At 64.6% G+C, this 25,833-nt stretch carries 20 protein-coding genes and 1 pseudogene; 13 read left to right on the top strand and 8 right to left on the bottom strand.

Going from position 1 to position 25,833, the window contains the following annotated elements; translation table 11 throughout:
* From ehuC to ehuA, 3 genes are all read right to left on the bottom strand, one after another.
* Positions 1-669, bottom strand: coding sequence for an ectoine/hydroxyectoine ABC transporter permease subunit EhuC (ehuC, locus tag BLS34_RS17815; RefSeq protein ID WP_038013088.1), 669 nt, complete (start codon positions 667-669; stop codon positions 1-3).
* A 79-nt stretch (positions 670-748) separates the two neighbouring features.
* On the bottom strand, positions 749-1,600 hold the full coding sequence (gene ehuB, locus BLS34_RS17820; protein ID WP_093152462.1) for an ectoine/hydroxyectoine ABC transporter substrate-binding protein EhuB: 852 nt from the start codon (positions 1,598-1,600) through the stop codon (positions 749-751).
* A 59-nt stretch (positions 1,601-1,659) separates the two neighbouring features.
* Positions 1,660-2,487: an ectoine/hydroxyectoine ABC transporter ATP-binding protein EhuA gene (ehuA, locus tag BLS34_RS17825; protein WP_281169148.1), complete on the bottom strand. Its 828-nt coding sequence runs from the start codon at positions 2,485-2,487 to the stop codon at positions 1,660-1,662.
* A 246-nt stretch (positions 2,488-2,733) separates the two neighbouring features.
* On the opposite strand from ehuA, the gene BLS34_RS17830 reads away from it, so the two are divergent.
* Positions 2,734-3,249 (top strand): Lrp/AsnC family transcriptional regulator, encoded by a 516-nt coding sequence (locus BLS34_RS17830; RefSeq protein ID WP_093152464.1) that lies wholly within the window; start codon positions 2,734-2,736, stop codon positions 3,247-3,249.
* Here BLS34_RS17830 and BLS34_RS17835 read toward each other — a convergent pair.
* Positions 3,215-4,270, bottom strand: a complete 1,056-nt coding sequence (locus BLS34_RS17835; RefSeq protein WP_093152467.1) for a diaminopropionate ammonia-lyase — start codon at positions 4,268-4,270, stop codon at positions 3,215-3,217. The two genes, BLS34_RS17830 and BLS34_RS17835, sit on opposite strands and share 35 nt — an antisense overlap.
* Positions 4,271-4,667: 397 nt before the next feature.
* Positions 4,668-5,414: a GntR family transcriptional regulator gene (locus BLS34_RS17840; RefSeq protein WP_051243695.1), complete on the bottom strand. Its 747-nt coding sequence runs from the start codon at positions 5,412-5,414 to the stop codon at positions 4,668-4,670.
* A gap of 247 nt (positions 5,415-5,661) precedes the next feature.
* On the opposite strand from BLS34_RS17840, the gene BLS34_RS17845 reads away from it, so the two are divergent.
* The 6 genes from BLS34_RS17845 (at position 5,662) to BLS34_RS17870 (ending at position 15,608) form a co-directional block, all read left to right on the top strand.
* Positions 5,662-6,585 (top strand): TauD/TfdA dioxygenase family protein, encoded by a 924-nt coding sequence (locus tag BLS34_RS17845; RefSeq protein ID WP_028792939.1) that lies wholly within the window; start codon positions 5,662-5,664, stop codon positions 6,583-6,585.
* Between the two features lie 243 nt (positions 6,586-6,828).
* The gene (locus tag BLS34_RS17850; RefSeq protein WP_175474278.1) at positions 6,829-8,235 is read left to right on the top strand and encodes a tripartite tricarboxylate transporter TctB family protein; all 1,407 of its coding nucleotides are present in this window, start codon (positions 6,829-6,831) and stop codon (positions 8,233-8,235) included.
* Positions 8,232-9,725: a tripartite tricarboxylate transporter permease gene (locus BLS34_RS17855; protein WP_028792941.1), complete on the top strand. Its 1,494-nt coding sequence runs from the start codon at positions 8,232-8,234 to the stop codon at positions 9,723-9,725. Before BLS34_RS17850 ends, BLS34_RS17855 begins: the two co-directional genes overlap by 4 nt.
* Positions 9,726-9,737: 12 nt before the next feature.
* Positions 9,738-10,709, top strand: a complete 972-nt coding sequence (locus BLS34_RS17860; protein ID WP_093152471.1) for a Bug family tripartite tricarboxylate transporter substrate binding protein — start codon at positions 9,738-9,740, stop codon at positions 10,707-10,709.
* A 331-nt stretch (positions 10,710-11,040) separates the two neighbouring features.
* Complete coding sequence (locus tag BLS34_RS17865) at positions 11,041-14,514, top strand: response regulator (protein WP_093152474.1); 3,474 nt, start codon at positions 11,041-11,043, stop codon at positions 14,512-14,514.
* Entirely contained in the window at positions 14,511-15,608 is a 1,098-nt protein-coding gene (locus BLS34_RS17870) for an HD-GYP domain-containing protein (RefSeq protein WP_028792943.1), read from the top strand. The genes BLS34_RS17865 and BLS34_RS17870 overlap by 4 nt, the downstream gene beginning before the upstream one ends.
* Before the next feature lie 360 nt (positions 15,609-15,968).
* On the opposite strand, the gene BLS34_RS17875 is transcribed toward BLS34_RS17870, so the two are convergent.
* Positions 15,969-16,862, bottom strand: coding sequence for a LysR family transcriptional regulator (locus BLS34_RS17875; RefSeq protein WP_245565542.1), 894 nt, complete (start codon positions 16,860-16,862; stop codon positions 15,969-15,971).
* Positions 16,863-17,002: 140 nt separating this feature from the next.
* On the opposite strand from BLS34_RS17875, the gene BLS34_RS17880 reads away from it, so the two are divergent.
* A complete protein-coding gene (locus BLS34_RS17880) occupies positions 17,003-17,455 on the top strand; it encodes a (2Fe-2S)-binding protein (protein WP_093152476.1) in 453 nt (150 codons plus the stop codon).
* Positions 17,456-17,457: 2 nt separating this feature from the next.
* The gene (locus BLS34_RS17885) at positions 17,458-19,650 is read left to right on the top strand and encodes a xanthine dehydrogenase family protein molybdopterin-binding subunit (RefSeq protein WP_175474279.1); all 2,193 of its coding nucleotides are present in this window, start codon (positions 17,458-17,460) and stop codon (positions 19,648-19,650) included.
* A gap of 190 nt (positions 19,651-19,840) precedes the next feature.
* On the opposite strand, the gene BLS34_RS17890 is transcribed toward BLS34_RS17885, so the two are convergent.
* Positions 19,841-20,125 (bottom strand): HigA family addiction module antitoxin, encoded by a 285-nt coding sequence (locus BLS34_RS17890; RefSeq protein ID WP_093152480.1) that lies wholly within the window; start codon positions 20,123-20,125, stop codon positions 19,841-19,843.
* 9 nt (positions 20,126-20,134) lie between these two features.
* Positions 20,135-20,290: pseudogene (locus BLS34_RS17895) on the bottom strand (type II toxin-antitoxin system RelE/ParE family toxin); the annotation flags it as partial.
* A 220-nt stretch (positions 20,291-20,510) separates the two neighbouring features.
* On the opposite strand from BLS34_RS17895, the gene BLS34_RS17900 reads away from it, so the two are divergent.
* The 4 genes from BLS34_RS17900 to BLS34_RS17915 all read left to right on the top strand — a co-directional run bounded on the left by BLS34_RS17900 (position 20,511) and on the right by BLS34_RS17915 (position 25,540).
* Positions 20,511-22,307, top strand: a complete 1,797-nt coding sequence (locus BLS34_RS17900; RefSeq protein WP_093152483.1) for a thiamine pyrophosphate-binding protein — start codon at positions 20,511-20,513, stop codon at positions 22,305-22,307.
* A gap of 9 nt (positions 22,308-22,316) precedes the next feature.
* Positions 22,317-23,015 (top strand): GntR family transcriptional regulator, encoded by a 699-nt coding sequence (locus BLS34_RS17905; RefSeq protein WP_028792949.1) that lies wholly within the window; start codon positions 22,317-22,319, stop codon positions 23,013-23,015.
* 442 nt (positions 23,016-23,457) lie between these two features.
* The gene (locus BLS34_RS17910) at positions 23,458-24,630 is read left to right on the top strand and encodes a tyrosine-type recombinase/integrase (protein ID WP_093152554.1); all 1,173 of its coding nucleotides are present in this window, start codon (positions 23,458-23,460) and stop codon (positions 24,628-24,630) included.
* Positions 24,596-25,540 (top strand): hypothetical protein, encoded by a 945-nt coding sequence (locus tag BLS34_RS17915; protein WP_093152485.1) that lies wholly within the window; start codon positions 24,596-24,598, stop codon positions 25,538-25,540. Before BLS34_RS17910 ends, BLS34_RS17915 begins: the two co-directional genes overlap by 35 nt.
* Positions 25,541-25,833: the final 293 nt, after the last annotated feature.

Raw genomic sequence — 25,833 nt, forward strand, 5'->3', positions numbered from 1 at the left:
TCAGGCCCCCTGCCGGACAATGGTATTGCGGCCCTTTGAGGTCCGGCGCTCAATCCATTTCATGCCGCCGATCAGAACCGTTGAAATCAGGAAGTAGATGACCAGGATCGCCAGGAACGGCTCCAGCGTAAGGGCCGTCTGGGCCCGGATGATCTGGGACATGTAAGTCAGGTCGTTGATGGTGATCAGCGACGTGACCGCCGTCAGTTTCAGCAGTTCGATCAGCAGATTGCCGAAGGACGGGAGCATCATCGGTATGGCCTGAGGGATCAGGACGTAGCGATAGCGCTGATAGGTCGTGTAGTTGAGGGCGATCGCCGCCTCGTGCTGCTGCTTGGCGACCGACTGCAGCGCGCCGCGCACCACCTCCGAGCCGTAGCTGCCGAGGTTGCACCCGCAGGCGATGATGCCGGCCAGGATCGGCGGCAGGAAAATTCCCCACAGCGGCAGAACGAAATACATAAAGAACAGCTGCACCAGGGCCGATGTGCCCCGGAAAAACTCCAGGTAGACGATCGCCAGCCAGCGCACCGCACGGTAGGGCGACAGCCGCGCCAGTCCCACGACGAAGGAGATGACGAGAGCGAGCGCAGCACTGGCAAGGGTCAACTCGACGGTCGTGACCGTGCCCCGCCATAGCAACGGTGCGTATTCAAGGACCGCATCCATGCGCCTCTCTCCGACTGGTCATCCGTATGGCTCCCGGCGGCGACGCATCGCCGCCGGGTCTGTCAGGCTGCAGCGGGGCTCAGTTGCCCGGGCAGAAGTCGTCGCGCTTCACCGCGAGCGTCGCCTCGGCCGAGAAGCCGTAGGGCGCGACGATGGATGCGAACTCGCCGCTTTCCTTGAGCTCCTTCAGCGCCTTGTCATACATGTCGCGGAAATCGTCGTCGGCGGAATTGAACGCGGCACCGGCGCAGCCCATCGGCACGCCCTTGACCGGCATCACCAGCTCAAGGTTCGGGTCGTTGGTCTTTTTCAGAAGATCCTGAGTGCCGAGACCGGACAGCGCGAACACCTGAACGCGGCCCTGCTGCAGCATCTTGATGCCGCTGGGCGGATCGGTGAAGACCTTGATCTGCTCCGGCTTCACGCCTCGCTCCAGAGCGTAGGCTTCCTCTGCGCAACCGGCGCAGGTGGTCATGAACAACTCCGGGTTCGCCGCGATATCCTCATAGGTCTTCAGGTTGTGCGGGTTGCCCGCGGCGACGGCGAAGGCCTCGGCGCCGCAGAGATCGGGCTCGGAGTAGATGATGGACTCGCAGCGCTTCGGCTTGATGTAGAGGCCCGAGGTGGCCATATCGACGCGCCGCGCCTGCAGGGCCGGGATCATCGAGCCGTAGGGCACGAGCTGCGAGCGCAGTTCTGGAACGCCGAGTTTCTTCATCACCGCCCGGGCAACGTCCGGAGCTGCTCCGGTCACAAAGCCGTCCGGCTTGATGTCGCTATACGGCGGTTCGTTGGCGACGGCGACGATGGCGTATCCGCGCTCGCGGATCTCGTCCAGCGTGCCGGCGCCGGCCGGCGTGACGGCGGCTGCGAGTGCGGCCACGGCGATGACGGTGGCTCCGAACAGCCCCCCTGTTCTGACGTGCTTCATCGACTTCTCCATTCGTTGATGATCGACAGTGCCCCCTGTTGAGCCTTCTTGTTGTTCAGCTAGTTGATCCCGGTGAGGAACTTGCGCAGGAAACTGCGCGTCCGTTCCTCCTTGGGATTGGTGAAGATGTCCTCGGGCGAACCCGCCTCGACGATTTTGCCCTTTTCGAAGAACAGGACCCGGTCGGCGAAGTCGCGCGCGAAGTTCATCTCGTGAGTGACGGTCAGCATTGTGGTGTCCGTCTCTTCCGCCAGCTTGCGCAGGACATTCAGCACCTCCTCGACCAGTTCCGGGTCGAGCGCCGACGTCACCTCGTCGAACAGCATGATCTTAGGGTCCATCGCCAGCGCGCGCGCGATCGCCACGCGCTGCTGCTGGCCGCCCGAAAGCTGGTGGGGATAGTGGTCGCGCTTGTCGACGAGGCCGACGACCGACAGCATCTCGGCCGCCTTCTCCCGGGCCGCTGCCTTCGACTTCCGGTGGGTAAGAACCTGCGGCTGCTCGATATTCTCTGTCGCTGTCAGGTGGGGGAACAGATTGAACTGCTGGAACACCATGCCCACGCCATCGCGCATCTTGCGCAGGTGGTGCTCGCTCGCCCTGACCCGCTTGCCGCCGCGCATCTCATGCCAAAGGGGTTCGCCGTCGAGCAGGATCTCGCCGGCGCTGATATCCTCCAGGGTCATCAGAATCCGCAGGATCGTCGTCTTGCCGGATCCACTGGGTCCGATCAGCGCCAGTTTCTCGCCGGGCACGACATGCATGTTCAGGTCGTCGAGCACCTGCAAGCTGCCGAAAGACTTAGAGACGTCCTGAAACTCAATAATATTCTGCATTTGCCCCCGCAAGTCAGCATTGACCGCTTGCGCTCGCGTCCCCGCGAACACACAGACAACTCCAACCTCCCTCGTGATATTTTTTCGAGATACGGAAGAACGAACCGCCCTCGACATTGCTTTATATTCTAATGAGCGCTTTTTGCGCCGCCCTGTATTCCGTGACCTTACCGATTTTCTGTAGAGAAACCGTTGATCATCTATTTTTTTATGGTAACAAAGAAATCTGCATGCATACGGTCTAGATAAGCATTGAGACGGGAAAAAATGCCAACACCAAGCATTCGGTGACCGGAAATGCCCAACTCGGACCTTTCACCTTTGGACAGGACGATCCTGAGGTTGCTACAGGACAATGCCCGTGAACGGCTGGAGTCCATCGCCTATGAGACAGGTCTGTCCGTCTCCACGGTTCAGCGCCGGATCCGATCCCTGCGCGATGCCGGCGCCATTCTGAGCGAGACCGCCCAGATCAATCCCGCAACCGTCGGATATCAGATGACCTTCATTATCCTGGTCGAGCTGGAGCGGGAACGGATCGACCAGCTCGACGCCTTTCGACGCCAGGCCAGGGCGGAACCGCAAATCCAGCAGTGCTACTACATCACGGGCGACGCGGACTTTGCGCTGATCGCGCTGGCAAAGGACATGGACGACTACCGAGACCTGACGCACCGACTGTTCTTCGCCAATCAGAACGTCAAACGCTTCCGGACCAACGTGGTCATGGACCGCACCAAGGTCGGCATGGCGGTTCCCTTCAGCGATGACGCCGACGCTACGGAAGATCCTCCGGCCCCTCTGAAAGGATGATCAGGCACCGGTCTTGATCGCTGAGATCGAGATGGGCGAGTGCGGCAAAGCCGGCGGCCCCGCTCGGTGTTGTCGGGTGACCGACCTCGCGCAGGCGGTCCGCCGCTATCGTCGCCTCATGATCCGAGATCGACACGAAGGTGTCGGCATCCCCGCGCAGACTCTCATAGGCCAGCAGCGAAGCGTCCTTACAATCCAGCCGCCCCATGTTCGACAGCGCACCCGTCGCTCGCGTCAACTTTCCGGCGCGCGCGCTTTCCTGCAGGCAGGCGGCCCGATCGGGTTCCACGACGGTGATGTTCGGCTGAACGGCCCAGGCATCGCGGATGTGACCGGCCAGGGCGGCCGCCATGCCACCTACGCCGGCTTGCAGCACGACTTGGCTCGGCCAGGCGTTCTCCTGCTCGAATGACTGGCGACACTCCTCGGCGATAACCGTGTATCCCTCCATCACCAGGGCCGGGCGCTCGGTGTAGCCCGGCCAGGAGCCGTCCGCCAGCAGCAGCCAGCCGTTCGTACGGGCCAGGTACTCCGCCGACGCCACGCTCTCCTCGTAGGTGTCGCCGGCCCGATAGACATCTCCACCCGCCCGGCGTATCCGGTCGGCGAAACTTTCCGGCACGCTGGCGCTGAGCACGATACAGGCCGACGCGCCGAATAGATGCGCGCCCGCGGCCAACGACAGGCCATGGTTTCCCGCACTCGCCGTCACGAACGTCATGGCGGCAGCAGTCGCCCGCGCCGCCGGGGTCCGAATCCCGGCACCACCGGCAGCGTCGGAGATCATCTGGACGACGGCGAAGGCGCCGCCGAGGGCCTTGAAACTGCCGAGCCCCATGCGCTGGGATTCGTCTTTCACCCAGAGTTTCCGCACGCCCACCGCAGTAGCGAGATCCGGCTGGCAGCAGAGCCTTGTCGGTTCATAGACCGGACAATGACGCAACAGAGCCAGCGGCCGGTCCGCGCGTGCCCGAAAGCCCCGGTCAGGCGTTATGCGATCTGTATGTTGATAAAAAATCATATGGCTAGTTTGCCGTGCCAGCGGCACCAACACTGTGCGCCAGGGAACCAGCGCGTCGGTATTTTTTGCAGGAACCGCGCCCCCAATGACCAAGGACGGTCAGAGTAGGCCATCGGAAGTTTATCGTGGCCCCACGCCCCTCCGGTTTCCGCTCGCCTCGTAGATCGGACCGGATTGATCTGAGCACTGCGAATTCCTCCAGATCCAAGGATAGGTCGCCCACCTTCTACACCTTATGAAGCTTGCAAAGAGACGATAGCGTCCGCTCTGAGTCGGATCACGCGACGAGCTCAGTGATTGTTTTGGGTCAATGAATTTGTCTCTAAAACAATGAGATGGAATAGATTCACGCACGTTGACGCGATCACGGAGTGATCCCGTCACCGCACGATCCGCTCTAGGTGTCTTCGCTGATGTCGTCGCGCGGCGCTTCCTGCCCGAGCCGGGACAGGTTGGAGCCCACGCGCTCGGCCGAATGGGTGAGAAGCTGGCGGGCCGCGCGCTCTGCCCGTTGCTGGCTGCGCTGGGCGACGGCCTCGACCAGTTGCCGCCAGTCGGCCGCCGACTGGCGCCGGTCTTCAGCCGTCAGGAAGCTGACGGCCCGGCCGCGGATCAGCTGCCACGTCCCCATCCCCGCCAGACGCTCGTACAGTTCCGGAAGGCGCTGATTGCCCGAATAGTGGACCAGCAGGTTCTGGGCGCGGATCGACTGGTTGGAAAAGGTCTGGGGATCCGCGCTGTCGTCGGCAGCGGTGCGTTCCAGATCCTCCACCGCCCGGCCCAGTTCGGACAGCATCGCCGGATCGTTCAGGCGGGCGCATCGGCCGGCGGCAACGCCCAGCAGAGCGGCCCGGATCTCGAAGATATAGCTGACATCGGCCTGGGAGTACTCGGCCACCCGGGCGCCCGAGCGCGGGATGCGGACCACATATCCCTGTCTCTCGAGTTCGATCAGCGCCTCGCGGACGGTCGCACGACTGACGGCGTGCCGCTGCGCCAGGGCCTCCTCCTTCAGCCGGTCGCCGGGCGCCAGCTTTCCGGTCATGACCTCCGCCAGCACGATATCGGCAAGCTGGGCCGGAAGGGACTTGGCGGATTTTCCAAGCGGGACCGCGCTCACCTGATTCTGATCCTGTCTGTCCATCACTCGTTCCACCTGAGCGGGTGTCCCCGGTTGCGCCAGTCCCGCGCGAAGCCCGTACCATCCCGCGCGGAAGGTGCCCACGCTGGTGGTGACATGCGCCTTCGTTCACAACCACTTTTAGGCATCTAGCGGCCTTATCGGCAAGGCGAAAGCACCCTCCACGATCCGATTTAGAATCATTATTGTCAGACAATCGACAGTCGGTTACTGATTCAGAAAGCAAGAAGTTCAAACCTGAGGGATGGAAATGAGTGACCTGAAAATCACCCCGATGGGCTTTGCCGCTGGTGCCCAGGTAACCGGCGTCAATCTCAGCAAGCCACTGTCTTCGGCGGATCGGGAGGCCGTTCACGCGGCCTGGCTGAAGCATCTCGTGCTGGTCTTCCCGGAGCAGGATCTCAGCCCGACGGAGCAGATCCGCTTCTCCGAGGATTTCGGCGATCTGGACCCACAGACCAGTCAGGCCTCCTCGACGCTGCACCCCGATCACAGCCAGATCCTGGTGCTCTCGAACAAGATGGTCGGCGGCAAGAAGTCCGGTACCCACAATTCCGGCCGCAACTGGCACACCGACCTCAGCTACACGCTGCGGCCGGCTAAGGGCGCGACCCTGCACTGCCGGGAAAAGCCCCCGGTCGGCGGCGATACCATGTTCGCCAATCTGTACCTGGCCTATGAGACCCTGGGGCAGCGCATCAAGGACCTGCTCGAAGGTCTGGAAGCGGTGCACGACGTGACGTTGATCCGCGGACTGGAGCAGCGCGAGCCCGAGGTCATCGCCGAGATGAAGCAGCGCAATCCCCCGGTCATCCATCCGGTGATCCGGGTGCATCCGGAAACCGGTCGGAAATCCTATATGGTCGGTGAGCGTATCCGTGGCTTTGTCGGCATGAGCGACGAGGAAAGCCAGGCGCTCAAGGACCTGCTGAACCGGCACGCCTCCTCGCCGGAGTTCGTGTACCGCCACCGCTGGAGCCTCGGCGACGTGGTGATGTGGGACAACCGCTGCACCTGCCATGTCGCTCTGGGCGATTTCGATCAGACCAAGCCGCGGGTACTGCACCGCTGTTCGCTCGAGGGCGAGCAGGAGACCGGCCGTTTCGTCGACCGCGGCAATACCGGCGTCACGGACCGCGCCGCGATGGTCCAGGCCGTCGCCGCAGTTTCCTGAGGCCGGACCGGGCGCGGGTCGGTTCCCGCGTCCGGGTACGTCCAGGCCGCTTGATCGGGACTGACGGAGCCTCACGGACCCATCCGAGGGGGCGCCCGCATCCGGTTTCGCCCCAGCGCGGGTCGCCGGATTGCGGCGGGCCGCCCTCGGGCAGTTCGGAGCGGCACGATCTTATCGGGACAGGTTGATATGGTGGAGAGCAGGCCTTCCGAGGGAAGACCCGAGTGGCATGACCCTCCCGTCATGGACACGGTGGCGGGGCAGTGCACGCCCGGGCGCTATCCAAGAATTACCGGCGACACCGGTCCGCTGCCGGCCGAACGCTCCTCCTATACCAGCCGGGGCGGGTCAGGGCTGGAACTGGCCTTTCTCGGGCTGGTGTGGGTCCTGGACGCAGGCCTGCTCTGGCATGGCCTATCGCTCGAGCTCTGGCGCGACGGCACCATCGGGCCCGGCGCGTATCCGGTGTTCGCGCTGGCCGGTCTGCTCGGGCTTACGACGATTCTGATCGTCAAGGCGCTCAGAGTTCGCGAGCTTCTAATCTACTCCCCCTTCGTGCCCGGGCTGCTGGACGACACCCGCCTGCAGCGGATCGCCGCCACCATGGGCCGGCAGATCGGCATCCGCGTGCGGGTCGTGACCAAGGATGGGGAGGGCCGGTTCTCCGCCCTCTGGGCCGGCGCTCGGCGGGGCGGGGCCGACAGCGCCCTGACCGTCGTCGGATCCGACCTGACCACGTTGCCGAATTTTCACGCTTCCGCCCTGTGCGACGGTCGGCTGGAGCCGATCGGCGGGCTGTTCTTCGATCCCGACCTCCTGGTCGTCGCCGCCGACAGTCCCTGGCAGGACGCGAGCGACCTCGATCGGACGGAAGGTCGTCTGCGGCTCGGCTTCGGACATCACGAGGATGTCGACCACGCGCTCGATCGCTGGCTCGCCGCGACCCAGGGTTTCGCCTTCGACGCCTCCTACAGCGAGGATGCAGGCGTCCTGGCCGAGGCGCTGGCCGAGGGTCGGTTGGACGCCGCCGTGCTTCGGCTGTCCCAGATCCGTCAGGCGCTCGGCACCGGCGCGCTGCGCTGCATCGCGATCTTCTCGCAGCCCCATCTGCACCCCGGCGCCGACGAGGTCTCGCGCTTCGGGGGCTGGGAGTATCCGGTCGCCTCCGGGCACTGGGCGGCGCTGATGGTGCCGGCGGACATGGCGGCGGCGAAGAGAACGGTGCTGGAGAAGGCGCTGGCGGATGCCATGGCGGAGCTGCCGGCGGATGAAGCCAGCCTGCGCGGCTGGTCCTATCTACCGGCCGAGACCATGCACCGGGTCATGGACAGTCAGCGCGCCAATCTCGGCCGGCTTCAGGATGCCGCCACAGCGCCGCACGCGCCGCGGGGCAAGATCGCCGCCCTGGTGGCCGCGATTGTCGGCCTGGCCGTGTTCCCGTTCGTCATGGTGGAGATCGGCTTTGTCGTCACCGCCTTCGTCTATGTGGCGGCGCTGATGCTGATCCTGTGGCCGAAGCTGACGACCCGTAGGGCGGTGCTGTCCCTGGTCTGCGCCGCCGGTCTCGCCCTCGGCACGTATCTGCTGTTCACCAAGGTGTTCAGCATCCTCCTGCCGGCTTCCGATCTGATCGAGGGGATCCTGCGATGAACCTGCTGGTCGATGGTTTCTCCGCCGTACTGGAGCTGCAGACCCTGATCTATCTGGCGGGCGCGGTGCTGCTCGGGATCATGGCGGGCGCGATCCCCGGGATCTCCGCCACCATGGGCGTGGCGCTGCTGGCGCCCCTCACCTTCACGATGGATCCGCTGATCGGCATCCTCAGCCTGGTCGGGGTCTATTGCGGCGCGGTCTATGGCGGCTCGCTTTCCGCCATTCTGCTCGGCATTCCGGGCACACCCGGCGCAGTGGCCACCACGCTCGACGGCTACGCCATGTCGCGTCAGGGCAAGCCGGGCATCGCGCTGGGCATCGCCACCCTGTCGTCGTTCCTCGGCGGCACGCTGAGTGCCGTGGCGCTGATGCTGCTGTCCTATCCGATCGCCGATTTCGCGCTGGCCTTCGGGCCGCAGGAATATCTGGCCCTGGTGGTCTTCGCCATGACCGCGATGGCGGCACTGTCCGGCGGCGCCTTCCTGAAGGGGCTGTTCGCCGGCTTCATCGGACTGTTCCTCGCAGGGATCGGCATCGACGAGACCTACGGCGTGTCGCGCTACCATTTCGGCTACCTGATGTTGATGGGCGGGATCTCGTTCATTCCGGTCACCATCGGCCTGTTCGCCATTCCCGAGACGCTGCTCAGCATCGAACGGATCGGGCTCGCTCCGCGCCGGGCGATCCGGGTCAACAAGATCCTGCCGGGACGCCGCATCCTCCTATCGCTCCTGCCGGCGCAGCTCCGCTCCGCGGTGATCGGCACCATCGTCGGTGCCGTTCCCGGCGCCGGCAGCGACGTGGCCGCCATCGTCGGCTACAGCCAGGGCAAGGTGCTGTCGCGCCATCCGGAGCGGTTCGGGACCGGTTCGGAAGAGGGTATAGCCTGCGCGGAATCCGCCAACAACTCGGCCACCGGCGGGTCGCTGATCCCGTTGCTCACCCTCGGCATCCCGGGCGGCGCGGTAACGGCGATCATGCTCGGCACCTTCATGACCCACGGCCTGCAGCCTGGACCGCTGCTGCTGCACAACAACGCGGAACTGGTCTACCAGATCTTCGCCGGCGTCTTCGTCGCCAATATCCTGCTGCTGGTCTTCGGCCTCAGCGGTTCGAAACTGTTCGCCCGCGTGCTGCAGATCCCGGAGAGCATCCTGATCCCGGCGATCCTGCTGTTGTGCGCCATCGGCGCCTTCGCCATGCGGACCAATCCGGTCGACGTTCTGATCATGTTCATCGCCGGCATGGTCGGCTACGTGATGGTCAAGACCGGCATTCCGCGCGCCCCGCTCATCATCGGGCTGATTCTGGGCCCGATGCTGGAGGGCGAGCTCGCCCGCTCGCTGATCCTGATCGGAAACGACTGGACCGGTCTGTTCACCCCGATCAGCAGCGTGATCTGGCTGCTCGCCATCGCCCCGTTCGTTCTGCCGCTCGCCCGCCGCGCGACCCGGCAGCTTCGAAGCCGCATCAAAACGAAAAACTAGAGGGAGAAGACAATGCGATTGAACCACCTTACCGGCGCCGGAAAGGCGCTTGCCCTGGCCGGCGTAGCGCTCGGCCTCGGTTCCGCGCCCGCGCAGGCGGCGGATTACCCACAGAAGCCGGTGGAACTGGTGATCCCGTTCTCCCAGGGGGGCGGCACCGACCAGGTCGGGCGGATCTTCGCCCAGTATGCCGAGCCGTATCTCGGCACCGAGATCTTCGTGAGCAACCGCACCGGCGGCAGCGGCGCGGTGGGCTTTGCCTACGGTGCGGCGGCGAAGCCGGACGGGCATGTCATCACGATGGTCGTGACCACCCTGGCGGCCGCCCCGCACACGATCGACCAGTATCCGGTGAGCTATGAGGATTTCGCCCCGGTCTGCCTGCTGACTGCCCCGCCGGCGACCCTCGCGGTCCATCCGGACAGCGGCATCACCAGCCTGGAGGACCTGATCGCCAAGGCGAAGGCCGAGCCGGGCAAGATCACCATCGGCACGGCCGGTCCGGGCAGCAACACCCACCTGATCGCCGCCTCGCTGGCCGACCAGGCCGGCATCGAGGTGCGCTATGTGCCGAACAAGGGCTCCGGCCCCGCGCTGACCGCGACCTACGGCAAGCACATCGACGTCGCCGTCGCCGACAAGGCGGAGGTCGCGCCGTGGATCTCCGACGGTCGCCTGAGAGCGATCACGGTCTTCACCGATGACCCGGCGAACAGCATCGACGGCGTAAAGATGGCCTCGGAGAGCGGATTTAACATCGATATCGGCTCGTTCCGTGCGATCGGCGCGCCGAAGGGCACGCCGCAGCCGGTTCTCGACGTCCTGATCGAGACCTGCCGCAAGACGTCCGAGGATCCGGCGTTCGTCGAGCACATCACCAAGACCGGCACCGAACCCTACGTTCTGCTGGGCGAGAAGTTCGGGACCTGGCTCGCCGGCAAGCACAAGGCGTTCGGTGACGCGGTGAAGGCCGCCGGTCTCTGATCCGCGAGGCCGGCCGACCCGTCCGAACACTCAAACAGGGAGCCGCCCGTCTGCCGGGCGGCTCCCCACCAGATAAGACCGACCGGCTTACCGTGGCTCCAGTGCCGTACCTGTCGCTGACGGCGCCTCCAACGGCAACTGCAATTGCATCTGCACAGGGCTCGCCGGATCGCCGTACCGCAGACGCGAAAGAAAAAATTAACGTCCGCTTCCATAAAATATCGTTGTCGGGCCTCGCCTGACCTCGAGCGATCCGACCTGAGTGAACCTCTGTTCGCGGCCGGACATCGGGATATCCAGCCACTCCGGCCCACGGCAGATTGACGACATAATGCAGCTAGACCGGCTCCTCCTACCGGCCGACTCGATCTTCAATCCTGCCGCCGCTCTACCGGGCACCTACAGCCCGGGGCTGGTCGGGCTGTCGGTCTTCATCGCCATCCTCGCCGCCACCGTGGCGCTGTCGACCTCCGAGCGGGTCTCCGCGGCGGCCAGCACCGGCGGTCGTGTCGCCTGGCTGGTAGCGGGCGGAGGCTGCATGGGCGGAGGCATCTGGGGCATGCACTTCGTCGGCATGCTCGCGTTTTCCCTGCCCTGCGGCATCACCTACGACCCGCTCATCACCCTGGGCTCCATGGTTCCCGGCATGATCGCCAGCGGCACCGCCCTGTGGGTGATCAGCCGGGGCAGTTCTGCCGGTCTCGCCGACCTGATCGGCGGTGCCGGTCTGATGGGTGCCGGCATCGGTGCCATGCACTACTCGGGAATGGCGGCCATGCGGCTGCCGGCCGTGCTGACCTACGACGCCGTCATGGTTGCGGTCTCCGTGGTCGTGGCCGTGGTGCTCGCGTTCATCTCACTGACGGCCCTCTTCCTGCTGCGCCGGAGCGCCGTCCTGCGCCCTCTCGCCATCCCACTAGCCGCCGCGATCATGGGCTGCAGCGTCGCCGGGATGCACTACACCGCGATGCAGGCGGCCCTGTTCTTCCCGCTGCCCGGCGAACAGGCCGTCACCAGTGCCTTCGATCCCACCGTCATGGCGATCGTCATCGCGCTGCTGATCGTATGCTTCGGAATCGCGACCCTGGCCGCGTCCTTCGCCGGCCGGCAATTCGACACGGCGGTGCATCTGCGCGAGGAGATGGCCCGGCGCACGGCGCTGGAGCAGGAGGCGCGGGCCGGCCACACCCGACTGCAGACCATCATCGACAACGTGCAGGAAGCGATCATCACGATCGAGGAGTCGGGCACGATCGTTCACTGGTCGCCCGGCGCCACCGCCATCTTCGGCTACAGCGCCGAGGAGGTCATCGGCCGGAACGTCTCCCTGCTCATGCCCGACGAGATCGCCCGGGATCACGACACGCATATCGACACCTATCTGCGCACCGGCGAGGCCAAGATCATCGGCTTCGGCCGCGAGGTGGAAGGCCGCCGCCGCGATGGCTCCCCGGTGCCCCTCGAGTTGACCATCAGCCGGGCCGATGTGGACGGACGCACCCTGTTTACGGGAATCATGCGGGACATCACCGAACGCAAGCGGATCCTTGAGGAGCTCATCAGCGCCCGCGAGCAGGCGGATGCGGCGAGCCGGGCCAAGTCGATGTTCCTGGCCAATATGAGCCACGAGATCCGCACGCCGCTGAATCCGATCATCGGCATGGCCCACCTGCTTCAGAAGACCGATCTGGACCGGCTGCAGGCGGAATACGCCCGCAAGATCCACCAGTCCGGCCGCCACCTGCTGAAGATCATCAACGACATCCTGGACTTCTCCAAGATCGAGGCCGGGCAGCTGACTCTGGAGCAGACGGCGTTCGACCTGGACGAGGTACTGGAAAGCATCGCCTCCGTGGTCTCCGAGCGGGCCTCGGCCCAGGGGCTCGAACTGGTGTTCGACGTGCCGCTGGACATCCCGCGGCACTATTGCGGCGATCCGCTGCGCCTGAGTCAGATCCTGATCAATTTCGCCAACAACGCGGTGAAATTCACCGAGGCGGGCGAGATCGAGGTCAGCGTCGCGCTGCTGGAGGATACCGCCGACACGGTGCGGCTGCGCTTCACCGTGCGCGACACCGGCATCGGCATCACCGAGGAGCAGCAAAGCCGCCTGTTCCAGTCGTTCCAGCAGGCCGACGAGTCGACGACCCGCCGGTTCGGCGGCACCGGCCTGGGCCTCGCCATCTCGCGACGCCTCGCCGAACTCATGGCCGGACAGGTCGGGGTCGACAGCACCTTCGGCGAGGGCAGCCGTTTCTGGCTGGACGTGCCGCTGAAGAAGAACAGCAAGGACGCCTCGATCCTCCTGCCCGAACCCACCTTGCGCGGCTGCCGGGCGCTCGTCGTCGAGGACAATCCCTCGGCCCGCCAGGCGCTCTGCGACATGCTGCGGTCGATGACCTTCACAGTCGATTCCTCGGCCAGCGGCCCGGAGGGCCTCGAGCAGGTCCGCACCCATCCCGGCTACGACGCGATCTTCGTCGACTGGCGCATGCCCGGCATGGACGGCATCCAGACGATCCGGACCATGAAGGGCCTGGCGTCGCAAGGCTTGGCCTCGGACCGGCCGGCGCCGGCCTATGTTCTGGTGACGGCGTATGGACGCGAGGATGTCCTGCGAGAGGCAGAGATCGCCGATGTCGACGACATCCTCATCAAACCGCTGAACCCGTCGCAGCTGTTCGACTCCGTCGTCCGGGTTCTGCGGCACCGGGCCGGGATCGCGGACGAGGCAGCAACCGTCCGGGGCGATACCGCGCCAACCGAACGGCTCTCCATGGAGGGCCGTCGGGTGCTCGTGGTCGAGGACAACGACCTGAACCGCGATGTTGCCATCGACCTCCTGGAAGCCGTCGGCCTCAGCGTCGACACCGTCGAGAACGGCGCCCTCGCCCTCGATGCCCTCGCCGAGGCCTCCTTCGACGCCGTCCTGATGGATGTGCAGATGCCGGTGATGGACGGCTACACGGCCGCCCGGGAATACCGCCGCCGCATGCCCGACAGCGACCTGCCGATCATCGCCATGACCGCCAACGCCATGTCCGGCGACCGGGAGCGCTGTCTTGAGGCCGGCATGAACGACCACGTGGCCAAGCCGATCGATCCGGACGATCTCTACGCCGTACTCACCCGCTGGCTGGGCACGGCACCGACCGCCGATCCCACGGCCCAGTCCGCGGACGACGCCGGGGCGATCCCCTTTGTCCATGCCGAGGTCGACGCGGAAGCCGGACTGCGCCGGGTCCTCGGTCGCCGGGACCGCTATCTCGAGATGCTCGAACGCTATGCCGACGGTCAGGCGGACGTGGCCGACCGGATCGCCGGCCTGGTCGTGTCCGGGAGTATGGCCGCAGCCGAGCGCGAGGCACATACCGCCCGCGCCGTCGCGGGCAATATCGGTGCCGCCGGGATCGCGGGCCGGGCCGAGGCGATCGAGAAAGCGATCCAGGCAAGCCGGCCGACCCACGAGATCGCGCCGTTGATCGACGCCCTGCGGAGCCTGATCCCACCGGTCCTCGACGGTATCCGGGCGCTGTGCGGGCCGTCCTCGTCGGCAGAGACATCGGCCTCCGCGCATGGCGCCGCCGAAATCGACGCACTTCTGGCGCGGCTGCAGCGGCTGCTGGAGGAAGACGACGCCGAGGCCCTCGACCTGCTTACCGCCGACGGCCCGACGATCCGCGCCGGCATCGGCGACCGCTTCTACGCGCCGCTGGCCAAGGCCGTTCAGGCCTTCGACTTCGAGGCCGCGCGTCGCCTCTGCGGTCAGGCCGCAGAGGCGCAACGCGAGGGAGCCGCCTCATGACCTCTACCGGTGACAACCGGCGCACCGTCCTTGTCGTCGACGACACGCCCGACAACCTGAGCCTGATGAGCGGATTGCTGAAGGATACCTACCGGGTCAGGGTGGCCAATGGCGGCGAACGCGCCCTGGTGATCGCCCGGTCCGACCCGCAGCCGGATCTCATCCTGCTGGACGTGATGATGCCGGTGATGGACGGGTACGAGGTCTGCCGCCAGTTGAAAGCGGACCCGGCCAGCAGGGACATTCCCGTGGTCTTCCTGACCGCACGGACCGACCAGGTGGACGAGCAGATCGGTCTTGAGCTCGGGGCGGTCGACTACATCACCAAACCGATCAGCCCGCCGATCGTCGTCGCCCGGGTCCGCAACCATCTCCAGCTCAAGCACGCGAGCGACGTGCTGCGGAACCAGAACGCGTTCCTGGAGGACGAGGTCGAGCGCCGCACCAGGGACGTGCGCGCGATCCGCGACGCCGCCATCGTCGCCATGGCGTCGCTTGCCGAGACCCGCGACAACGAGACCGGCAATCACATCCGGCGCACCCAGCACTACGTCGGTATCCTGGCGGACGCGATGGCCGCCATGCCGAGGTTCCGGGACATTCTGGTGCCGGAGACCGTCGACCTGCTCTACCGCTCGGCCGCCCTGCACGACATCGGCAAGGTTGGCATCCCGGATTCCATTCTGCTGAAGCCCGGCCGTCTGACGGATGAAGAGTTCGCCACGATGAAGACCCACACGGTGCTCGGCTACGAGGCGCTGAAATCCGCCGAACGCAGCCTGGACAACACCGACATGTCGTTCCTGCGCTACGCCCGGGAGATCGCGCTGACCCACCACGAGCGCTGGGACGGTGCCGGCTATCCCCAGGGCCTGGCCGGTGAGGCGATTCCGTTGTCCGGACGGATCATGACGGTGGCCGATGTCTACGACGCGCTGATTTCCGAACGGGTCTATAAGCCCGCCTATCCCCATGAGGTCGCGGTGCGGCAGATCGAGGACGGGCGCGGCACCCAGTTCGACCCGGACGTGGTGGACGCCTTCATGACGGTGGCCGACAAGCTGAGAGAAATCTCGGAGTCTTTCGCCGACTGAGCCATCATTATCCGTGCCACCAATCGCCGAGAAAGACGGGGACGGAAGACAGGGACATTGTCTGCCGTCAGCGATCATGGGGCCGTTCCACAGTGCGAGAACGGTCGCCTCCAGAACCGACGGGCTGCGATCCGCCTGACGCGCGGCGATACGGGCATGGGACTCGTCTGCCGCGGCACGGCTGGCCGTGGAGGCAGGCTCAAAGAACGGGATATGGTCGTCCTCAAGCGTGTTCACGGCCTTAATGCCGGTTGCAGAAAGATCGGTGCGGCTGCGGGCCGAGTGGGGTGGTGCCGATCAGGATCGCGTGGCTGACCCGCTCGGGGCGCAGGACGGTGAAGATCTGGGCGGCGAGGCCAATCAACGCGGCTGCGCAGACCGGATGTAGCTCAGGAACGCCTTGAAAGCCGGCGGGGCCTGCCGCCTGCTCGGGTAGTAGAGGTGCCACTTTCCGATCGTCGGCGACCAGTCCTGGAGAACGCGGATCAATCGGCCGTCGGTCAGTTGCGGTTCGACATACGGCAGCGCGAGGCGGGCCAGACCGGATCCGGCTTCCGCCGCAGCGCGCGCGTAATGGGCATGGTTGACCGTGAGGCGGCCGTTGGGGGTCAAGGCCACGTCCACGCCGTCCCGGGCGAAGCGCCACGTGAAGATGCTGCCGCCGGGAAACCGATGGCGGATGCAGTCATGTGCCAGGAGATCGTCCGGATGCTCGGGCACGCCTCGGACCTCGAGGTATCCCGGCGAGGCCACGACCGCGTACTCCACCTCGTCGGCGAGCGGAACGGCGATCATGTCCTGCGCCATCTCCAGGCCGAACCGGATGCCGGCGTCATATCCGTCGCGGACGATATCGACATATCCCGCGTCCTCGATGATCTCCAGGGAGATCTCCGGATAGGTAGCGAGGAAGCCGGGAACGACCGGCATGAGGATGTGCTCGATCGGCGGCGCCGGCGCGTTGATCCGGACCCGGCCGGCGGGGCGACCGCCGAGCGAAAGGACCTCGTCGACGGCGGCCTCGATGTCGGCGAAGGCCGGTGTGAGTCGGGCCTGCAAGAGGTCGCCGGCCTCCGTCAGCGCCACGCTCCTGGTGGTCCGGTTCAGCAGCCGGACCTGCATCCGCTCCTCCAACGCGCGCAGGGATTGGCTGAGCGCCGAGGGGGTCACGCCGCGGTCGGTGGCCGCCTGGCGAAAGCTCCCGGCGCGGGCGACGGCAAGAAACGCTTCGAGATCCTTGTGACGAATATCCACGGGTCGGCCTCCAGCTATTTCGTTAGTTTTTCTAAACACCAAAGTAAGAAAGGCGAGGATTTTCTTGTCAATCGATCCGCCCCAAGTTGGGTTCAGAACCGCTCGTTCCGTTCCAAGACCGCATGCGAGGAGGCTGTATCGTGATCCGATTGACCGTCAACGGCAGGGCCGTGGAGGTGGAGGCCGCACCGGATACCCCCCTGCTCTGGGTGCTGCGTGACCACCTGGGGCTGGTCGGCACCCGGTTCGGGTGCGGGGCTGGCATGTGCGGTGCCTGCACCGTCCATCTCGACGGGGTCGCCACGTTCTCCTGTCTGACGGCGGTGGAAGACGCCGCCCACCAGCAGATCACCACGATCGAAGGCCTATCCCCCGACGGATCGCATCCGGTGCAGCGCGCGTGGGTCGCCGAGCAGACGCCGCAATGCGGCTACTGCCAGTCCGGCCAGATCATGCGGGCGGCAGCACTGCTGGCCGCCAACCCGACCCCGAGCCGGGACGAGATCGTCGGCGAAATGTCCGCCAATCTCTGCCGATGCGGTACCTATCCGCGGATCATCCGCGCCATCGAACGCGCTGCGCGGGAGGACTGACCATGACCGTCACGATCCATCCGAGCCGGCGTCGCTTTCTCGCCGGTGCCGGCGGCCTGGCGTTTGCCGTTCTGTCCGGCGGCGGCATCTCCGTCCTGAGGCCGTCCGCCCAGGCGGCGACCTCCACGGAACCGGGCGTTCCAGTGGACGCCTGGGTCACCATCTTTCCCGACGACCGGGTGATCATCCGGTACGGCGCGGCCGAAATGGGCCAGGGCGTCAGCACCTCGCTGCCCCTGATCGTCGCCGAGGAACTGGACGCGGACTGGGACCGGGTCACGGTCGAACAGGTGAGCCAGGATCCGCAGAGGCTCTTCGGCAACCCGGCCTTCGGTGGAAACCTGTTCTCCGCCGGCAGCACCTCGCTGGAGGGATACTTCACCGCCCTGCGGATCGCCGGCGCGACGGCGCGGCGGGTGCTGATCCATACCGCGGCCGCCGCCTGGGGCCTGCCGGTCGACGAGGTGTCGACGGAGCCCGGCGTGGTAGTGCATGAAGCGAGCGGCCGGCGGCTCCGGTTCGGCGAAATCGTGGCGCTGGAGGAGATCCGCACGGACGTTCTGCAGGTCTTCGAAGACGACCTCAAGCCCCGCGAGGCGTGGCGGCTGATCGGCTCCGGTGTCGGGCGCCGCGACATTCCGGGAAAGACACGGGGTGAGGCGATCTATTCGATCGATGTGCGCGTCGACGGCATGGTGTATGCGGCCCAGCTGCTGGCCCCTGTGGAGGGCGAGGCGCCGACGGTCGACAACGACGCCGACGCCCTGTCGGTTCCCGGTGTCATCGCGGTGGTGCCCCTGGCCAACAGCATTGGGGTGGTCGCCGATACCTTCGAGGCGGCGCTGGCCGGGCGGGACCGGCTGCGGGTCTCCTGGTCCACAGGATCGGACTTCCGGTCGGCGGACAGCGCAGACGAACTCGCCCAACTGGCGCAGGCGGCCGACGATTTCTCGACCGAGCCGGTGACCTGGGAGGCGCGCGGCGACGCGGCCGGCGCGTTGAGTGCGGAGGGTCGGCGCACCGTCACCGCCCACTACACGACGGAGCATGTCTATCACGCCCAGATGGAGCCGCTGAACGCCGTGGCCTCGGTGGATCACGACGGAAAAGGGGCTGATGTCTGGGTCGGATCGCAGAGCCAGACGATTTCCCTCGCCGTCGCCAGCCATGTGCTGGACACCACGCCGGACCGGATCCGGTTTCATGCCATGCAGATGGGCGGCGCCTTCGGCCGCCGCACGGTGTTCGCGCGGGATCTGCTTCGGGACGCGCTGCTGCTGTCAAAGACTGTCGGCCGTCCGGTGAAGCTGATCTGGACCCGCGAGGACGACGTGAAGAACGGGTGGCTACGCCCGGCGACCGTCCATCGCCTGGATGCGGTGCTCGACGAGACCGGGCGCCTGGAGGCGCTTCGCCACCGGGTCGCCAGCCCGTCGATCATGCAGTTCGCGTTTCCCAACCGTTGGGATCCGGAGTCCCGGCGGGATCTTCTGGTCATGGAGGGCACGGAGAGTGCCGACTACGCGATCCCCAATCTCCTCGCCGAACAGGTCCTGGTGGACCGCCGATCCCGGGTGTCGGCTTGGCGCGGCATCGGCTGGGCGCCCAACTGCTTCGCCCGCGAATGCTTCCTGGACGAACTGGCGGACGCTGCCGGCAGCGACCCGGTGTCCTTCCGCCGGGACCTGCTGCGCGACAGCCCGCGGGGCCTAGAGGTGCTCAACAAGGTCGTGAAGATGTCCGGGTTCGGCAACCCACCGGAGGGCCGTGCCCACGGTCTGGCCTTTGCCGGATACAAGGCGACGCTCGGCGCCGGGGTGGCGGAGGTCTCGGTCACCGAGGGGCGCCTGCGCGTGCACCGGTTCTGGGCCGCCGTCGATCCGGGGATCGTCGTGCATCCGCTAAGCTATGTGGGCCAGGTCGAGGGTGGCATCATTTTCGGGCTGTCGAGCCTGCTGGGCGAGCGGTCGACCTTCACCGACGGGATGATCGAGCAGAACAACTTCTACGATTACGAGATCCTGCGGATCGACGCCGTTCCGGAGATCGAGGTGGCCTTGGTGGAGTCGGGGTCCCCGCCGAGTGGCGGCGGTGAGATCGGCGTGCCGATGACTGGCGGCGCCGTCGCCAACGCGGTGCGCAGGCTCACCGGCACCCAGCCGCGTCGGATGCCGTTCGACCTTGGAGACGCCTAGCGCGGCCGTTCTCGCTCGGTTTATTGAGTGCCCCGACCTGAACCTCCAGGAACCTCCGCACTCTTTGGTCAGTCTGTTCCTCTGATGGAGAGCACCGCGCGGAATCTCGGCATCGAAGCGGACGATGCCCTGATGTTCTCCGAGCGGACAGAACTTTAGGGTCGGGGCCGTTGGTTCATGCGATCGACCGTCAGTGTCCGGCGACCGGGGGCGTGACGCTGCCCTCGACATCGCCTTTCTTCTCGCGAACGGCGCTGCCGAGATCATATCGAGCTTGGAGATCCATCCAAAACTCGACCGAGGTTCCGACATAGCGCGCAAACCGCAAGGCGGTGTCGGCGGAGATCGCCCGCTCCCCGCGGAGAATGACGGTGATCCGGCTTTTCGGCACATGGACATCCTTCGACAGCCTGTAGGCTGATACGCTCAGGTGCTCCAGAGGAATTGCCGGAGCTGGCCTCTCTTCCAAGCTCATGCTTCCCCCTCAGTGACAGTCGACCAACTCAACATTCTCGGCGCCGCCATCGGACCAGTTGAAGCAGATCCGGTATTGGTCGTCGACGCGGATGCCGTACTGACCTTCACGGTCTCCCCACAGCTTCTTCAACGAGTTGCCCGGCGGAACGCGAAGGTCTTCGACATCCCGCGCCGCAGCCGCATATGGCGTCTACTGTCCGCTTGAGAGGACGAAATGCGGTGAGGGCAATGTCATCAACACGAAAGTCCCCTCACCCCTGACGGCAATTCGCTGCGGTAGACCGCTTGCATGAATAACTGACATACTAGCATACCACTTGAAAATTGTTGCTAAAGCTTAACGAAAAGCAGCGAATTCAACCAATTCCATGGAGGGAGTTCTAATGTCCGAAACTAATGCGCTGAATGGCGGCCAGATGATCGTCGACTACCTGATCTGCAACAACGTTCCGTACGCGTTCGGGCTCTGCGGCCACGGCAATATCGGCTTCATCGACGCTCTCTACGAGCGGCAGTCGGACATAAAGACGATCTCCACACATCACGAGTCGGTTTCCGGCTTTATGGCTGACGTCTACTATCGGGTTTCGGGCCAGCCAACGGCGACCTTCACCTCCTGTGGTCCCGGCTCGGCGAACATGCCGATCGCTCTCGGCAACGCCTTCCTAGACAGCGTTCCCTTTCTGGCCGTAACCGGAAACGTGCCGACGTCGCAGTTCAACCGAGGCGCTTTTCAAGAATTGTACCGCCACTATCAGGCTGACTTCCCGTCGACAGTGCGCGCCTATTGCAAGCGTGTCTTCCAACCGACCCGCGGTGAACAGATGCCGCACACCATCCGTGAGGCGTGGAAGACCATGGTCACCGGACGGCCGGGGCCAGTCGTCCTTGATGTGCCGTTCGACATTTTCAAGGAGAGCACCGGCGCTGAAACGCCCGATCCCCGCGCTTGGGTCGAGGGCATCAGTTGCAAGGTCGGCGCCGATCCCCAGGGCGTCGACAAGGCGGCCAAGCTGCTGATGGAAGCGGAGCGCCCGGTTGTCCTCGTCGGCTCCGGCTGCCGTTTCGGTGAGGCCTCCAAGCGCCTGATCGAACTGGCGGAAAAGTACCGCATCCCTGTCGCAGCCTCTGCATCCGGCCTTGGTGCGTTGCCGGCCGAGCACGAGCTGGCGCTGGGTCTGGTGGCCCGCAACGGCATGTACCAGGCCAACCAGGCAACCCGGCAGGCCGATCTGATCCTGGCGCTGGGCGTCCGGTTCGACGACCGCACAAGCTCAAGCTGGATCCCAGGCTACTCGTTCAATATTCCGCCAACCAAGCTGATCCACGTCGACATCGACCCGGAGGAGATCGGCCGAAACTATCCGGTCGAACTCGGGTTGATGGCGGATACCACGACGTTCCTGGGCCAACTTCTAGACGCCCTGGACAAGTACGAGTCCGGCGCGACGCCGCAACGCAAAGCCTGGCTGAGCTCCATCGATGGCTGGCGCAAGGAATGGGACGCATTCGTCGAGCCTGGGTTCAAGGATCCGGCCTCACCGATCAACCCTCAGCGCGCGGCCCGCGAGATTGACCTCGCGATGCCGGATGACGGCATCCTCGTCTCCGATATCGGCATCCACCACAACTGGCTGATCCAGTACTGCAAGCCGAAACGGCCGGACAGTCTGATCGGCTGCATGGGCTTCGGGCCGATGGGCTTCGGCGTGGCAGGTGTGCTCGGCGCCAAGCTCGCGGCACCGGAACGGCCCTGCGTCGCCGTGGTTGGCGACGGGGCATTCTTCATGCACAACACTGTGCTCGGCACCGCGGTCGAGTACAATATTCCTGCCGTCTGGGTGGTTTGGAACAACTACGCCTATGCCTCGATCCGCGGCCTGCAGCGCGGCTATCTGGAGGGGCGAGAACTGGCGACAGATTTCAAACATCCGGAGACCGGACAGCCCTATAACCCGGACTTCGCCGCCATGGCACGGAGCTGCGGCGTTGACGGCGTGTCGATCGACCGACCGAAAGACCTCGCAGACGCAATTCGCCAAGCTATTGCCGCCAACCGGCCTTATGTCATCGACGCCAATATCGGAGCCGAGTCCAATCCAGGTGGTGCGGGTATTTGGGACCTACCTGGTCTTGGCCAGTCAAAGCCGATGTTTGGTGGACGGCACGAGCTTGGCTAGGATCGGTGTATGTCATCGGCTCGATTTCCAGCGTCACTTGCCACGCTTGTCACCAACCGTCTCAGACAAGAGATCGTAGAAGGTGCGTTCGAACTGGGGCAGGCTCTGTCGGAGGCTAAAATTGCCAAACGTTACGAGGTTTCGCGCACCCCCGTGCGCGAGGCCTTCGCACGGCTCGAGCTGGAAGAACTCGTCCACACGGAACCACAAAGCGGGACATACGTTTTCACCATTGACCGGCACCAGTTCGAGCAGATCAGCGAGGCCCGTTCCATCCTGGAGGGTGCCGCTCTCCGACTCTCGTTCGACCGAAACCATGGGCACCTTGTCGAGCACTGGCGCGCCTTGGTGATAACGATGGAGAGCGCCGCTGAAATGGGGGACACAAGAGCCTATTCAGCGGCCGACGGGCAGTTCCACGATGTCCTGTTCGAACTCACCGACAATCCCTATCTGGAGACCGCACGTCGGCCTTTCGCTGCCCGACTAGCAGCCATCCGGAACCGCCTGGGGCTATCACCCGAGCACGTCGCAAAATCTCGCACCGAACATCGAGACCTGCTTGCACACGTGGAAGCAGGCAATCTCGACGCGGCAATAACCCTATTGCGTTACCATATTGTCGAAAAGGGGGCCACGTTCTGGTCCGTACCAGCAGCGAAGCCCGATCAAGTCCGGCGAAGAGCGCTCCAGATTTCGAGCCGGTAGAAAAACGCCATGTCCGTCTTGGGTCGGAGTGAGCGGCGATCGAGAACATCCGTTCAGGATGGAACCGAGCAGCTAAGCACATCGCGGAAGCGTACCTCTCGAGGATATCGCCTCGTTGTGATGTGCTCGCCGATTTGTCCCCGTTCAGAAGTTAATTCTGTTCCGGTTGTGGAGTGTTTCCGCGCAACAAAAAACGGCCTAGCCCGGTATGGCTAAGCCGTTGGATTCTTTGGTTGCGGGGGTAGGATTTGAACCTACGACCTTCAGGTTATGAGACAAATTTCAGTACTACAGCTATCCTATTGATGCGTTGACAGATTGTCAGCGTGCAGAGATTCTATCCGTCTTATGAGAATGTTAGTGGATGACACATGGCGTCACTGCGCGACACGGTATGCAAGACATCCGCAGCAGTTTCGTTGACACAGTGTTGACAAGGGCAATGACCAAGCGCCTTACGGATCAGATCGTCAGACGGGCATCAGCCGGCAACCGGCCGCAGGTCTTCTTCTGGGACGACCAGGTGAAGGGCTTCGCGTTGCGCGTGACCACACGTGGGGCGAAGGCCTTCGTGTTAGACTATCGGGTGAACGGCCGTCAGCGCCGGATAACGATCGGCAGCTATCCGGACTGGTCCGTTGCAGCCGCCCGCGAGAAGGCGAAGGCCATGAAGCGGGAGGTCGATCTCGGCGCCGATCCGATGGGCGAGCGCCACGACGAACGGACCGCACCGACGGTCAAAGATCTTTGGTCGCGATACAGCTCTGAGCACCTGGCTCTTAAATCTCCCCGGTCCCAGGCGGACGAGACGGCGATGTGGCGCGATCTCATCCTGCCGCAACTCTCGAAGGAGCACGTCCGGGATATCTCGACCGATCATGTCGAGCGCCTGCATCGACGGATCTCTGTTGAACGAGGAACGCCGGTGCGGGCGAACCGAGTTATAGAGGTCTTTCGGAAAGCTCTGAACCTCGCGATCCGCTGGCAGTGGCGCTCCGATAACCCGGCGACCGGCATCCGGAAGAATCCAGAGCACAAGCGGGAGCGCTATCTTTCCCTGGATGAGATCGCCCGGCTGAACAAGGCTCTGGCTGATCACCCGGAGCAGACCTCGACGGATGCCATCCGCCTGCTGATGCTTACCGGCGCGAGGCGCGGAGAGGTGCTGAACGCGACCTGGGACATGTTCGACCTGGATGCCGGGGTATGGACGATGCCGAGCGCCCATACCAAGCAGCGTCGTCTCCATCGCGTTCCGCTTGCCGACGCCGCGGTCGAACTGCTCCGACGCATCAAACGGTCAAATGAGAGCGTCTACGTGTTCCCGGGGAAGAGCTCGGACAATCCTCTGACCGACATCAAGCGGACGTGGCAAAGCGTCTGCAATAAGGCCGGAATCCAAAACGCCCGAATCCACGATTTGCGGCACTCCTTCGCGTCGATTCTCGTCAGCCATGGCGCGTCGCTTCCGCTCATAGGCGCGATGCTCGGCCACACACAGGTGCAGACGACGCAACGCTACGCGCACCTGTATGATGAACCCCTCAAAGGTGCAGCAGAGCTAGTGAGCCAGGCGATCAATGGCGCGTCCTACGGACCAAACATCGGGGATTGAGCAGATCCGGGTTCGGGCGCTGGTGGATGATCCACGTGCAGGTCATTTCAAGGCCGGCGAGGTCTTCGAGATGGATCGGCCGAAAGCGCTGGCCCAGATGGAGCAAAATAACGTCGAGCCAGTGCTCAAGATCAGGGATCGGCTACCGCGGATGCCAAGCGAGGGCTGTTCCTTCAAAGATGCCTACCTACTCTATATGCGGTCGTATCCAGAGATTGCCGCGTATCTCGATGAAGATGCCAGCGCGATCGGCAAACTGAAGTTCTCCGCCAAGCACTGTCAGCACCGCCCCAAATGGCCGGGTATATCGGTCCAACAGAACGGACGAATATTTCGGTCGACTTGGATGGCCGATACCCTCGGCAGAAGACCCGGCCCTCGACCCAGACCGACCACACCGACTGAGATCCGCTTCAAGAATGCCGAACGCCAGTACAGGCTGAGCTATGCACGCTTTCGGTTCTTTGAACTGCTGCGGCAGGGGGAGCTGCGTGCCACCGGCATCCGTGAGGACATGCGATACGAAGCAAAGCGAGTGGCGATTCCCGAGAAGTGGTGGTTCTGGGATATCGGTGTCGACATTCAGGGTGGAGAGATCCATGAAAGAACGGCCGACGGCAAAGAGTACACGCGGGCTTGGCGGGGCGTTTGGGTGGAGCGAGCGATCGAGCAACCGAAGCGCGATCGCGGCCGCGCCGGGCGCCCCTCCTCGAAACCCTTAGTCGTGGCGGAGTTCGAGCGCCGAGTGGCTACGGGGGTTGTCCTGGATACACTCTCTGAAGAGACCCACGCATTGGCTACCTGGCTCGCGAATCAGCATCCGGACGCGGCTCAGGCACAGGCCAAGACGATCGAGGGTCACATCCGCTCAGCGTACAAAGCCTATTGGGCCAAGAAATCAGCCCCCTAAAACCAAGATCTTCAGGGCATTTATAGGGTCTTTTTCTGACTCGGCAGCCACTCTCCCCTCCGTCGCAGACCGCGGCGATCGCCGCCCAAGCGATGGAGGGCCATTGTGGAAAGAGAGAACGCCGGCGGATCCGCCCCGCCCATATTCGACGGATACATTTCCGAGGCGGAGTACGCTGCTCAGCGCGGCGTCAGCATCAGAACTTGCCAGCGGGATCGTGCGATGCGGCAGGCGCCGCCGCACATCCTGATTGGCAAAGCGGTCTACTATCGGGTCGAAGCGGTCCGTGAGTG

It is taken from the genome of Thalassobaculum litoreum DSM 18839 (assembly GCF_900102465.1).
GTDB lineage: Bacteria > Pseudomonadota > Alphaproteobacteria > Thalassobaculales > Thalassobaculaceae > Thalassobaculum > Thalassobaculum litoreum.

Coding starts and splice junctions, on each gene's coding strand:
- BLS34_RS17835 (WP_093152467.1), bottom strand. CDS start 4,270: ATGATTTTTTATCAACATACAGATCGCATAACGCCTGACCGGGGCTTT.
- BLS34_RS17840 (WP_051243695.1), bottom strand. CDS start 5,414: ATGGACAGACAGGATCAGAATCAGGTGAGCGCGGTCCCGCTTGGAAAA.
- BLS34_RS17910 (WP_093152554.1), top strand. CDS start 23,458: ATGACCAAGCGCCTTACGGATCAGATCGTCAGACGGGCATCAGCCGGC.
- BLS34_RS17860 (WP_093152471.1), top strand. CDS start 9,738: ATGCGATTGAACCACCTTACCGGCGCCGGAAAGGCGCTTGCCCTGGCC.
- BLS34_RS17865 (WP_093152474.1), top strand. CDS start 11,041: ATGCAGCTAGACCGGCTCCTCCTACCGGCCGACTCGATCTTCAATCCT.
- BLS34_RS17890 (WP_093152480.1), bottom strand. CDS start 20,125: ATGAGCTTGGAAGAGAGGCCAGCTCCGGCAATTCCTCTGGAGCACCTG.
- BLS34_RS17850 (WP_175474278.1), top strand. CDS start 6,829: ATGGACACGGTGGCGGGGCAGTGCACGCCCGGGCGCTATCCAAGAATT.
- BLS34_RS17885 (WP_175474279.1), top strand. CDS start 17,458: ATGACCGTCACGATCCATCCGAGCCGGCGTCGCTTTCTCGCCGGTGCC.
- ehuC (WP_038013088.1), bottom strand. CDS start 669: ATGGATGCGGTCCTTGAATACGCACCGTTGCTATGGCGGGGCACGGTC.
- BLS34_RS17905 (WP_028792949.1), top strand. CDS start 22,317: ATGTCATCGGCTCGATTTCCAGCGTCACTTGCCACGCTTGTCACCAAC.
- BLS34_RS17855 (WP_028792941.1), top strand. CDS start 8,232: ATGAACCTGCTGGTCGATGGTTTCTCCGCCGTACTGGAGCTGCAGACC.
- ehuB (WP_093152462.1), bottom strand. CDS start 1,600: ATGAAGCACGTCAGAACAGGGGGGCTGTTCGGAGCCACCGTCATCGCC.
- BLS34_RS17830 (WP_093152464.1), top strand. CDS start 2,734: ATGCCCAACTCGGACCTTTCACCTTTGGACAGGACGATCCTGAGGTTG.
- BLS34_RS17870 (WP_028792943.1), top strand. CDS start 14,511: ATGACCTCTACCGGTGACAACCGGCGCACCGTCCTTGTCGTCGACGAC.
- BLS34_RS17845 (WP_028792939.1), top strand. CDS start 5,662: ATGAGTGACCTGAAAATCACCCCGATGGGCTTTGCCGCTGGTGCCCAG.
- BLS34_RS17915 (WP_093152485.1), top strand. CDS start 24,596: ATGGCGCGTCCTACGGACCAAACATCGGGGATTGAGCAGATCCGGGTT.
- BLS34_RS17900 (WP_093152483.1), top strand. CDS start 20,511: ATGTCCGAAACTAATGCGCTGAATGGCGGCCAGATGATCGTCGACTAC.